Source organism: Mucilaginibacter rubeus (genome assembly GCF_003286415.2).
GTDB classification, from domain to species: domain Bacteria; phylum Bacteroidota; class Bacteroidia; order Sphingobacteriales; family Sphingobacteriaceae; genus Mucilaginibacter; species Mucilaginibacter rubeus_A.
This window is the reverse complement of the sequence record NZ_CP043450.1, coordinates 4,790,714-4,803,675: the sequence shown is the minus strand read 5'-3', so window position 1 is coordinate 4,803,675 and position 12,962 is coordinate 4,790,714. Positions and strand designations below refer to the sequence as shown.

The window sequence follows — 12,962 nt, the reverse complement described above, 5'->3', positions numbered from 1 at the left end:
AATAAGGTTCGATAATAACAAACAAAAAGCATTAAAAGTAAAAATTTAAATAAAATGGCGGATTTAAAAGCGTTTGCTGAACAGTTGGTAAACTTAACAGTAAAAGAAGTAAACGAATTAGCTCAAATATTAAAAGACGAGTATGGTATTGAGCCTGCTGCTGCTGCTGTAGCAGTTGCTGCTCCTGCTGCTGACGGTGGCGACGCTGCTCCAGCTGCTGCTGAGCAAACTGCATTTGACGTTATCCTGAAAGAAGCTGGTGGCGCTAAATTAGCAGTTGTTAAATTAGTAAAAGACTTAACTGGCCTTGGTTTGAAAGAAGCTAAAGATCTTGTTGACGGTGCACCAAAAGAACTTAAAACTGGTGTAACTAAAGAAGAAGCTGAATCTTTGAAAAAACAATTAGAAGAAGCCGGAGCAGTAGTTGAGGTTAAGTAATTTAACCTACTAAAATATAGCATCAAGACTCCGACCATATTGGTCGGGGTCTATTGCTGTTTATAAAGGTTTGGATGAAGAAGATAATAGATATGAGATATGAGATATGAGATCTTCTTCCTGCAGGTTTAACAGGAACACAGATCTTCAAAACATATTTTTTAGTCTCAAATCTCACATCTCAGATCTCACATCTATCAAGTTTATTAATAAACTAAAATTTAAATACCTTGGCAAACAATAATAATCAAAGAGTAAACTTTGCAACCAGCAGAAAGGTACTTGATTACCCTGATTTTCTGGATGTTCAGTTACAATCTTTCCAGGAATTTTTTCAATTGGAAACCACTTCCGACAACCGTTACAAAGAAGGGCTGTTTAAAGTGTTTGCCGAAAACTTTCCTATTTCAGATTCAAGAAACATCTTTGTCCTGGAGTTTCTTGACTACTTTATTGATCCGCCACGTTATGATATACAAGAGTGTATCGAACGCGGATTAACTTACAGCGTACCGTTAAAAGCCAAGCTTCGCCTGTCATGTAATGATGAGGAGCACGAAGACTTTGAAACAATTGTACAGGACGTATACCTGGGTACTATCCCATACATGACGCCAAAAGGTACATTTGTTATTAATGGTGCTGAGCGTGTAATTGTATCACAGTTACACCGTTCGCCAGGTGTGTTCTTTGGTCAGAGCCGCCATACCAACGGTACAAAATTATACTCTGCCCGTGTTATCCCTTTCAAAGGTTCATGGATTGAGTTTGCTACAGACGTTAACAACGTGATGTACGCTTATATTGACCGTAAAAAGAAATTCCCGGTTACTACGTTACTTCGTGCCATTGGTTATGACTCTGATAAGGATATATTAGAGTTGTTTGAACTGGCCGACGAGGTTAAAGTAAGCAAATCTGGTCTGAAAAAATATATCGGCCGTAAGCTTGCTGCAAGGGTTCTTAAAACCTGGATCGAAGACTTTGTGGATGAAGATACCGGTGAGGTAGTTTCTATCCCTCGTAATGAGATCATCCTTGAGCGTGAAACCTTACTGGAAGACGACCATATTGATATGATCATCGACTCTGGCGTTAAAACTATCATCCTTAATAAGGAAGATGCTTCAACCAGCGGTGATTACACTATTATATACAATACCTTACAGAAAGATACTTCCAACTCTGAGAAGGAAGCGGTTGAGCACATCTACCGCCAGTTACGTAACGCTGAACCACCTGATGAAGAAACAGCACGTGGTATCATCGACCGTTTATTCTTCTCAGATAAAAGATATGACCTGGGTGATGTGGGCCGCTACCGCATCAACCGCAAGCTTAAATTAACTACCTCTGAAGATACAAAGGTGTTAACTAAGCAAGATATCATCGCCATTGTTAAATACTTGATCAAATTAATCAACTCAAAAGCCGAGGTGGATGATATCGATCACTTATCAAACCGTCGTGTACGTACCGTAGGTGAGCAGCTGTATGCTCAGTTTGGTGTAGGTTTAGCACGTATGGCCCGTACCATCCGTGAGCGTATGAACATTCGTGACAACGAGGTGTTCACACCAACCGATCTGATCAACGCGCGTACATTATCATCTGTGATCAACTCGTTCTTCGGAACAAACCAGTTATCACAGTTCATGGACCAAACCAATCCACTGGCAGAGATCACGCACAAGCGTCGTCTGTCAGCCTTAGGCCCCGGCGGTCTGTCGCGTGAGCGTGCAGGTTTCGAGGTTCGTGACGTTCACTACACCCACTACGGTAGGTTGTGTACTATCGAAACTCCGGAAGGCCCGAACATTGGTTTGATCTCTTCACTTTGCGTACACGCCAAGATCAACAACTTAGGCTTTATCGAAACTCCGTACAAACGTGTGGTTGAAGGTAAAGTTATGGTTGACGAGCCGGTTATCTATTTATCTGCCGAAGATGAAGACGGTAAAACCATTGGCCAGGCAAACGCGGTGTATGATGACAAAGGTGAGTTTGAATTGCCACGTGTAAAAGCACGTTTCGAGGGTGACTTCCCGGTTATCGAGCCAGAGCGTCTGGACTTGATGGACATCGCTCCAAATCAGATCACTTCTATCGCGGCTTCGCTGATTCCGTTCCTGGAGCATGATGACGCTAACCGTGCATTGATGGGTTCAAACATGCAACGCCAGGCCGTACCATTGTTACGTCCTGAAGCGCCGATTGTTGGTACCGGTTTGGAAGGCCGTGTGGCAAAAGACTCTCGTACCCTGATCAACGCCGAAGGCGATGGTGTGGTTGAGTATGTTGATGCTAACGAGATCCGTATTAAATATGACCGTAATGAACTTGATCGTTTGATCTCGTTTGAAGGAGATAGCAAAAGCTACCGCTTAACCAAGTTTAAGAAAACCAACCAAAGCACCACCATGAACCTTAAGCCTATTGTTAAAAAAGGCCAAAGGGTTGAAAAAGGTGAGGTACTTTGCGAAGGTTACGCTACCCAAAATGGCGAGCTTGCATTAGGCCGTAACCTTAAAGTAGCGTTCATGCCTTGGCAGGGATATAACTTTGAGGATGCGATTGTAATTTCTGAGCGTGTTGTATCGCAGGATATATTTACTTCAATCCACGTTGAAGAGTTCGAGCTTGAAGTTCGTGACACTAAACGCGGTGAGGAAGAGTTAACACCAGATATCCCTAACGTATCGGAAGAAGCTACCAAAGACCTTGACGAAGACGGTATCATCCGTGTTGGTGCCGAGGTTAAAGAAGGCGACATCCTGATTGGTAAGATCACCCCTAAAGGTGAATCTGATCCTTCTCCGGAAGAAAAACTGTTACGTGCTATCTTCGGTGATAAAGCAGGCGACGTTAAAGATGCTTCATTGAAAACCCCACCGTCAATCGCCGGTGTTGTTATCGATACCAAATTGTTCTCTCGTGCTAAGAAAACTTCAAAAGCTGAAGAAAAAGCACAGTTAGAGAAATTGGATACAAGGCATGAAAAAGCTGTAAAAGATCTGAAAAATACCTTGATCGACAAGTTATTTGAGATCGTTAACGGTAAAACTTCGCAAGGCGTTTACAACGTTTACAAAGAGTTACAGGTTCCTAAAGGTGTTAAATTCACCCAGAAAATATTAGTTGAGCTTAATTACGACAATATTAACCCAACTAAATGGACTACTGATGACGATAAAAACGATCAGATCAAGATCCTTCTTCATAACTTCAACATTAAGTACAATGAAGAGCTGGGTGCTTACCGTCGTGATAAATTCGCTATCAGCGTGGGTGATGAGCTTCCATCAGGTATCGTACAAATGGCTAAAGTTTACATCGCTAAAAAGCGTAAGCTTAAAGTAGGTGATAAAATGGCCGGTCGTCACGGTAACAAAGGTATTGTTGCACGTATTGTACGTGACGAAGATATGCCTTTCCTTGAAGACGGAACACCGGTTGATATCGTGTTGAACCCGCTGGGTGTACCTTCACGTATGAACTTGGGTCAGATCTACGAAACCGTATTAGGCTGGGCCGGTAAAGAGCTTGGTGTTAAATTCGCTACTCCTATCTTCGACGGTGCAAGCCACGAAGAAGTAGAAGAGTGGATCAAGAAAGCCAACTTACCAGAATCAGGCCGTACTTACTTATACAACGGTTTAACAGGTGACCGTTTTGATCAGCAAACTACTGTAGGTATTATCTACATGCTGAAATTAGGTCACATGGTTGATGATAAGATGCACGCCCGTTCAATCGGACCGTACTCGTTGATCACTCAACAGCCATTGGGTGGTAAAGCACAATTCGGTGGTCAGCGTTTTGGTGAGATGGAGGTTTGGGCACTGGAAGCATTTGGTGCATCAAACATTCTGCAGGAGATATTAACCGTTAAATCGGATGATGTTATCGGCCGTGCCAAAACATATGAGGCTATTGTTAAAGGTGAAAACCTGCCAACGCCATCAGTTCCTGAATCATTCAACGTATTGGTTCACGAGTTACGCGGCTTAGGTTTGGATATCACATTAGAATAAGGTTAAAGCTTAAAGGCTAAAGGTGAAAGGTTAGGACAGGTTCCGAAACCTTTTACCTTTCGCCTTTTACCTTTCGCCTAAAAATTACCTTTAAAAAATCAAAGTAGACTATGTCTTACAAAAAGGATAATAAAATCAAAAGTAACTTTACCACCATTACCATCAGTTTAGCCTCTCCTGAGTCTATCCTTGAGCGTTCAAGCGGTGAAGTTTTAAAGCCGGAAACCATTAACTACCGTACTTACAAACCTGAGCGTGATGGTTTGTTCTGCGAGCGTATTTTTGGTCCGGTTAAGGATTATGAGTGCCATTGCGGTAAATACAAACGTATCCGTTACAAAGGTATCGTGTGCGACCGTTGCGGTGTTGAAGTAACCGAAAAGAAAGTACGTCGTGAGCGTATGGGCCACATCAACCTGGTGGTGCCTGTTGCGCACATCTGGTACTTCCGCTCATTACCAAACAAAATAGGTTATTTATTAGGCCTGCCTACAAAAAGGCTTGACCTTATCATATACTACGAGCGTTACGTAGTTATACAGCCAGGTATTAAAGAAGCAGACGGAATCAACAAAATGGATTTCCTTACTGAAGAAGAATACCTTGACGTATTAGATACCCTTCCAAAAGAAAACCAGTACCTTGACGACAAAGATCCTCAGAAATTTGTTGCCAAAATGGGTGCCGAGGCCTTGGAAGAATTATTAAAACGCCTTGACCTTGATGAATTATCATTCAGCCTGCGTCACCAGGCAGCTAACGAAACTTCTCAGCAACGTAAAAACGAAGCTTTAAAACGTTTGCAGGTTGTTGAAGCTTTCCGTGATGCTAAAACCAGGATCGAGAATAACCCTGAGTGGATGATCGTTAAGATCGTTCCGGTTATCCCACCTGAACTGCGTCCGTTGGTACCATTGGAAGGTGGCCGTTTTGCTACTTCAGATTTGAATGACCTTTACCGTCGTGTAATTATCCGTAACAACCGTTTAAAACGTTTGATCGAGATCAAAGCACCAGAGGTGATTTTACGTAACGAGAAACGTATGTTGCAGGAAGCTGTGGATTCGTTATTCGATAACTCACGTAAAGTTAACGCGGTAAAAACTGAAGGTAACCGTGCTTTGAAATCACTTTCAGATATCCTGAAAGGTAAACAAGGCCGTTTCCGTCAAAACTTATTAGGTAAACGTGTGGATTACTCTGCGCGTTCGGTAATTGTTGTAGGTCCTAACCTTAAATTACACGAGTGCGGTTTACCAAAAGATATGGCAGCCGAGTTGTTTAAACCATTTATCATCCGCAAAATGATTGAGCGTGGTGTGGTTAAAACAGTAAAATCTGCCAAAAAGATAGTTGACCGTAAAGACCCATTAGTTTGGGATATTTTGGAAAACGTGTTGAAAGGACACCCTGTATTACTAAACCGTGCGCCTACGCTGCACAGGTTGGGTATCCAGTCGTTCCAGCCAAAACTGGTTGAAGGTAAAGCGATCCAATTGCACCCATTAACCTGTACAGCATTCAACGCGGATTTTGACGGTGACCAGATGGCCGTTCACGTACCACTTGGTAACGCGGCAATTTTGGAAGCCCAGATCCTGATGCTTGCTTCGCACAACATCCTTAACCCTGCCAACGGTACACCTATTACTGTACCATCTCAGGACATGGTGCTTGGTTTGTACTACATAACCAAAGGCCGTAAAACCGACGAAACACGCGTGGTTAAAGGACAAGGCTTAACTTTTTACTCTGCAGAGGAAGTAATTATCGCTTATAACGAGAAAAAACTTGACCTGCATGCATTTATCAAGGTTAAAGCTTTGGTTAAAGAGCGCGATGGCAAAATCGTAAATAAAATTATTGATACTACTGTAGGCCGCGTGTTGTTTAACCAGCATGTACCTGTAGAAGTAGGTTATATCAATGAGCTGCTTACCAAAAAATCACTTCGTGATATCATTGGTGAGGTAGTGAAAATCACCGGTATGGCACGTGCCGCCCAGTTCCTTGATGATATTAAGGAGTTAGGCTTTAAAATGGCATTCCAGGGTGGTTTATCATTTAACCTGAAGGATATCAATATCCCTGCAGAAAAAGTAACCCTGATTGATACAGCTTCTAAGCAAGTTGATGAGGTAATGAACAACTATAACATGGGTTTCATTACCAACAACGAGCGTTACAACCAGATCATCGATATCTGGACACGTATCAACAACCGCTTAACTGCTAACGTAATGGACATCCTGAGCAACGATAACCAGGGCTTCAACTCTGTTTACATGATGCTTGACTCAGGTGCCCGTGGTTCTAAAGAGCAGATCCGTCAGCTTGCAGGTATGCGTGGTTTGATGGCGAAACCTCAGAAATCAGGTTCAGGTGGCGAGATTATCGAAAACCCGATCCTTTCAAACTTTAAAGAAGGTTTGTCGGTATTGGAGTACTTTATCTCAACCCACGGTGCTCGTAAAGGTTTGGCGGATACGGCGTTAAAAACAGCGGATGCTGGTTACTTAACACGTAGGTTGCATGACGTTGCCCAGGACATGATTGTTGGTGAGGTTGATTGCGGTACTTTAAGAGGTATCTACACAACTGCACTGAAAGATAACGAGGATATTGTTGAGCCATTATATGACCGTATTTTAGGTCGTACTACGCTTCATGATGTTCATGACCCTATCACTAACGAACTGTTAGCAGTAGCCGGTCAGGACATTACCGAAGAGGTTGCCAAAAAGATCGAGAATTCTCCGTTAGAAGGTATCGAGATCCGTTCGGTATTAACCTGCGAAAGCAAACGTGGCGTATGCGCATTGTGCTACGGCCGTAACCTTGCAAGCGGTAAACGTGTGCAAAAAGGCGAGGCTGTTGGTGTAATCGCAGCACAGTCAATCGGTGAGCCGGGTACACAGTTAACACTTCGTACATTCCACGTGGGTGGTACCGCGTCAAACATCGCGGCTGAATCTCAGATCAACGCTAAGTTTGATGGTATCATCGAGTTTGAGAACGTACGTACTGTAACTTATGAAACTGCTGAAGATGGTGCTGTTGATGTGGTATTAGGCCGTTCGGGCGAGTTCCGTATCATCGAAGCCGGAAGCAATAAAGTAATTGTTACCAACAACATTCCATACGGTTCATACCTGTATGTGAAAGATGGTAGCAAGATCACCAAAGGCGACCGTATCTGTTCATGGGATCCGTACAACGCGGTAATTATCTCTGAGTTTGCAGGTATTGCCCAGTTTGATGCTGTATTGGAAGGTATCACTTTCCGTGAAGAATCTGACGAGCAAACAGGCCACCGCGAAAAAGTGATCATCGATACCAGGGATAAAACAAAAAACCCTGCTATCCAGATTGCCGATAATAAAGGGAACATCATTAAAGGATATAATATCCCGGTAGGCGCCCACATCGCTGTTGATGAAGGCGACAGGCTGCAAACAGGTCAGGTTATTGCTAAAATTCCTCGTTCAACCGGTAAAACGCGAGATATTACAGGTGGTTTACCACGTGTAACCGAGTTATTTGAAGCACGTAACCCTTCAAACCCTGCTGTAGTAACTGAAATTGACGGTGTGGTAACTTTAGGTGGTGTTAAACGTGGTAACCGCGAAATTACAATCGAATCAAAAGACGGCCAGGTTAAAAAATACCTTGTACCACTTTCAAAACACATCCTTGTACAGGATAATGACTTTGTTAAAGCTGGTATGCCATTGTCAGATGGTTCAATTTCACCTTCAGACATCCTTGCTATTAAAGGACCTGCGGCGGTACAGGAATACCTTGTTAACGGTATCCAGGAAGTTTACCGCTTACAGGGTGTGAAAATTAACGATAAACACTTTGAAGTTATCGTTCACCAGATGATGCAGAAAGTATCTATCGAAGATGCGGGCGATACCCGTTTCTTAGAGCGTGAAGCTGTTGACGGATGGGATTTCATGACCGAGAATGATGAAATTTACGACAAGAAAGTTGTTACTGATCCGGGTGATTCAACTACGTTGAAATCTGGCCAGATAGTTTCATTACGTCGTTTACGCGATGAAAACTCGGTATTGAAACGCCGCGACCTTAAACTGGTTGAAGTGCGTGACGCCATCCCAGCAACATCGAGCCCGATATTGCAAGGTATCACCAGGGCGTCGTTAGGCACCAAGTCGTTTATCTCGGCAGCATCGTTCCAGGAAACTACCAAAGTACTGAACGAAGCAGCTATCGCAGGTAAAAAAGACAACATGCTTGGCCTGAAAGAAAACGTTATCGTAGGTCACTTAATACCTTCAGGTACCGGTTTACGCGAATACGAAAATATCCGTGTAGGTTCACAAGAGGAGTTTGACCGCCTGATGGCTTCAAAAGCAGAAGAGTTGGAAGCTTAATTGCCAGCTACTTAAATAATTTATTAAGCCTCCCGGTTATCCGGGAGGCTTTTTTTATGATTATTTTTAAAATAGTTAAAACAAAAGCGAAATACTTCTGTTCTACGTTCGGCACTTTGAAAGCATAATGTAGGATGGAATATATTCTTAAAAGCTATATTTGCCGCAGCATTTACCGCGCAAAAAGACAGTTAGCGAAGAACGTCTTTTTGCTAATTTAGTAGCATGGAAGAACAAAATGAAAATCAGCTCAATATTGAGCTATCAGAAGAAATTGCAGAAGGTGTCTATTCAAACCTTGCTATTATCACTCACTCAACCTCTGAGTTTGTATTAGATTTTATCAGGGTTATGCCCGGTGTTCCGAAAGCCAGGGTAAAATCGCGGATTATACTGACTCCCGAACACGCCAAACGTCTTCTTTCGGCATTGCAAGACAACATCGAAAAGTATGAATCTATTAATGGTCGTATCAAAGTACAGCCCGACCACCCTGGTTTTCCGATGAATTTTGGTGGCACAATGGGGCAGGCATAATTTTCAATATTATATTAAAACGCACTTTTGATTAATAAAAAGTTATGCTAAAGGCGGTTTTATAAAAAAATTAATAAAAGTGTGTTGCATTTGAGAAAAAAGTGTATATATTGCAACGTTTTTAAACTTATACCTATAAAAACATGGGAGTCCTAATTTTATGAGAAAAATTTTTCTATATAACTCGTATCTGGTTTTATTCCTTTTTGTAATTTCTTTTAGCTTTTTTTCTTGCGATACGACAAAAAAAGTAAAATATTTTCAAGATATCCCTGATTCCGGGCGTTTGAATACGATCTTGAAGTCTGAGTATATTGAACCTACGATCAAGGTTGATGATATTTTAAATATCTTCATACAAACAATTGATCCACAGGCAACTATATCCATAAACGCAGCTAATGTGCCACTTAGTACCTCTGGCTCGGTTTCAACTCCGGCGTTGAATACTGTAACTCCTACCGGTTATTTAGTGAATAAAGAAGGCTTTATTGAGTTGCCTGTTTTGGGGAAATTGAATGTTTTGGGGTATACTACATCTCAATTGCGAGACAGTATAACTAAAATAGCGGCCGCAAAATATTTTAAGGATCCAACGGTGATTGTAAGGTTTGCAAATTTCAGAGTAAACGTTACCGGGGAAGTATTGAAGCCTGGTCAGTATGTTATGCCAAATGAAAAGGTTAGTATCATAGATGCGTTAGCCATGGCCGGTGATCTGACCATTTATGGAAAACGCGAAAATGTGTTGTTGATAAGGGAGAATGCCGATGGCACGAAGACACCATACAGGGTGAATTTGACCAGAAGTGACATTATGAGCGCTCCGTATTACTATTTAAAGCAAAATGACGTAATATATGTTGAACCACGGAAAGCAAAATCCGATGCCAATGATGCATCGCAGGCCAGGTATGTTACTATAGCCGCATCTCTACTATCAATTTTGATAATACTTGCTACCAGGCTTAAATAAGCAACGTAATCTTATAAACCCCTAAAATATTTGCTAATTGAAAAGATAGTAATCTTGAAATGTTTGTAGAAGAAATGGCACTGTAGCCAGGTTATTTACAAACTGATTCCGGATTTACGATCTGTGAATGCTTTTTTAGGGGATTTATTAACTACTATAATTCACACTATTTACCAGAAGATTTAATTTATGGCGAATTCGGATCAGGCACTTGATCAGGCTTTAGGAAAAGAACAAAGTTTTAATGTTAAGAAACTCGTAGGTAACTTTCTGGGTCATTGGTATTTATTTCTGCTAAGCACTCTTGTTTTTGTAGCACTTGCTGTTATGTTTGCAAGATACAGTACTCCTTCTTATAAGATAAACAGTAAGATCACCATCGATGACGGATCATCAGGAGGTGCGTTAACCGGAAAATCTGGTGCTAACTCGTTAATGGATTTTTCCGATCTGTTGGATATGTCCAGTAACGCTTATAACGAGATCGATATATTAAAATCAAGAGCTTTAATGACCAGTGTTGTTAATGATTTGAATTTAAATGTAACAATCTTTAGAAAGGGAAAGATAAATGCAATTGAATTATACGACGAAGCTCCTTTTAAAGTAAAGCTAATACCCAGAATAGACTCTATACAACTAAGGAATTATGACGTTGACTTAGTAGGCGAGAAAATTCATATTAAAAATGGTAAAGACGATGTTGATACAACAGTTAATTATAACACTAACGTTGTGTTGCCTCAGTTTGTACTTGTTTTTACTAAGGTACCGGGTGTTGCAATTTCGGGAACCGAATATAAGCTTCTTTTACAATCCATTGATGATAAGGTTGAATCAATTAGTAAAGGACTTGACGTTGATTTAACAGACAAAAAAAGTACAACTTTAGCAATCACGCTTCAGTACTCAAATTCAAAAAAGGGCGAGGCCATTTTGAAGAAGATGATGGAGTTGTATTTGAAGGGAAATCATGAAAATAAAATAGCGATAGCAGATAGTACTTTAGCCTTTATACAAGACAGGTTATCGGTGGTTAGCCAGGAATTAACCGGCGTTGAAAGTAAATTTGAGAAGTTTAAGGAGCAAAACGGTCTTGCAAATGTGCAGGCTCAAGGTGAGGCGCTTATAACCAACGTTACGGAGTATGCTAATAAATTGAATGAACAAGAGATTCAATTAACATTGGCAGATGATATTTCAAAATATATCAGCGATCCGGCAAATAGGAAAATTATACCTAATACTGTTGCTATTCAAGACCCGGTATTTATTGCTGCTATTCAAAAGTATAATGAGTTATTAATTAACAGGGATAATTTGATGCTTTCTTATAAAGAAGGTAACCCTGTAATACAAAATATAGATGCGGAAATAAACAGCGTTAGGAGTACATTAGTTAAGAGTTTTGATAATTATAAAAAGAGTTTGGTTGTAATAATAAAACAACTGAAGCAAAATAATTCGACACTAAATGGCAAAGTTGGAAATATACCAAAGCAAGAACGTGTTTATCTTGACTTTTCGCGTCAGCAGGATTTGAAACAGCAATTGTACTTATACCTGTTGCAAAAGAAGGAAGAAACCGCTATATCAAAAACCTCAACGCTTTCAACTGCTCGAATAATTGATCCGGCTAAGAGTGATTATTTACCATTTAAGCCGAGCAAACCATTGGTATATGCTATTGGCCTGATATTAGGTTTATTAGTTCCCGTAGCTTATTTGTACGGTAAAGAGTTATTGAACATAAAAATTGTTAATAAGGACGACATTTTATCCAATACCAAGATCCCTGTAGTTGGCGAGATAGGTAACAATCAAAATAATGATTCTTTGGTAGTTGGAACAAATTCAAGATCCGTTATATCGGAAGAGTTCAGAGCCTTAAGAACAAACCTACAATTTGTATTGAAGCCTGGACAACCGAGTGTGATCATGGCAACCTCAAGTATGAGTGGTGAAGGTAAGTCGTTTATTTGTACCAATTTAGCCAGTGTAATAGCATTGAGTGGAAAAAAGGTGGTGTTGATTGAATTGGATTTGCGTAAACCTAAGTTATCAAGTAACCTTGGCTTGAGCAACGACCACGGGTTTACCAACTACATGGTTTCTGAAAACATGAATATAGATGATATAATTAAGCCTACGTTCTTTTCTCAGGATTGCTTTATTATATCATCCGGCCCGATCCCTCCAAATCCTTCAGAACTTTTGTTGGATGAAAAGCTGGGCTTAATGATTGAATACCTAAAAAAGAAATTTGATTATATCATCATTGATAGTGCTCCAATCGGGCTTGTATCCGATGCTCAACTTATAGAAAAGCACGTAGATGTGGCATTATATATTGTTAGACAAGAATATACCCTCAAATCTCAGCTAAATATTATTAATGATTTGGTAAATGGTCATAAATTCAGGCGGGCCTTCCTTGTTATCAATGATATTAAGACTAAAAAAGGTGGTTATTATGGTTACGGCTATGGTTATGGCTATGGTTACGGCTATGGCTATGGTTATGGAGAAGAACCAAAAGATGCTGGTTTCTTTAGTAGGCTTTTTAAAAGGAAGTAA

General features: G+C 40.7%; 6 protein-coding genes. All 6 read left to right on the top strand.

Annotation, left to right across the window (positions count from 1 at the left end; all coding sequences use genetic code 11):
• The first annotated feature begins 54 nt into the window (after positions 1-54).
• The 6 genes from rplL to DEO27_RS18840 all read left to right on the top strand — a co-directional run bounded on the left by rplL (position 55) and on the right by DEO27_RS18840 (position 12,962).
• Entirely contained in the window at positions 55-438 is a 384-nt protein-coding gene (gene rplL, locus DEO27_RS18865; RefSeq protein WP_022833154.1) for a 50S ribosomal protein L7/L12, read from the top strand.
• 230 nt (positions 439-668) lie between these two features.
• On the top strand, positions 669-4,472 hold the full coding sequence (rpoB, locus tag DEO27_RS18860; RefSeq protein ID WP_112572655.1) for a DNA-directed RNA polymerase subunit beta: 3,804 nt from the start codon (positions 669-671) through the stop codon (positions 4,470-4,472).
• A gap of 110 nt (positions 4,473-4,582) precedes the next feature.
• Positions 4,583-8,872 (top strand): DNA-directed RNA polymerase subunit beta', encoded by a 4,290-nt coding sequence (gene rpoC, locus DEO27_RS18855; RefSeq protein ID WP_112572653.1) that lies wholly within the window; start codon positions 4,583-4,585, stop codon positions 8,870-8,872.
• Between the two features lie 225 nt (positions 8,873-9,097).
• The gene (locus DEO27_RS18850; RefSeq protein ID WP_112572651.1) at positions 9,098-9,409 is read left to right on the top strand and encodes a DUF3467 domain-containing protein; all 312 of its coding nucleotides are present in this window, start codon (positions 9,098-9,100) and stop codon (positions 9,407-9,409) included.
• Between the two features lie 298 nt (positions 9,410-9,707).
• Positions 9,708-10,385, top strand: coding sequence for a polysaccharide biosynthesis/export family protein (locus tag DEO27_RS18845; RefSeq protein WP_223817993.1), 678 nt, complete (start codon positions 9,708-9,710; stop codon positions 10,383-10,385).
• 189 nt (positions 10,386-10,574) lie between these two features.
• Positions 10,575-12,962 (top strand): GumC family protein, encoded by a 2,388-nt coding sequence (locus tag DEO27_RS18840; protein ID WP_112572647.1) that lies wholly within the window; start codon positions 10,575-10,577, stop codon positions 12,960-12,962.

Coding starts and splice junctions, on each gene's coding strand:
- rplL (WP_022833154.1), top strand. CDS start 55: ATGGCGGATTTAAAAGCGTTTGCTGAACAGTTGGTAAACTTAACAGTA.
- rpoC (WP_112572653.1), top strand. CDS start 4,583: ATGTCTTACAAAAAGGATAATAAAATCAAAAGTAACTTTACCACCATT.
- DEO27_RS18850 (WP_112572651.1), top strand. CDS start 9,098: ATGGAAGAACAAAATGAAAATCAGCTCAATATTGAGCTATCAGAAGAA.
- DEO27_RS18840 (WP_112572647.1), top strand. CDS start 10,575: ATGGCGAATTCGGATCAGGCACTTGATCAGGCTTTAGGAAAAGAACAA.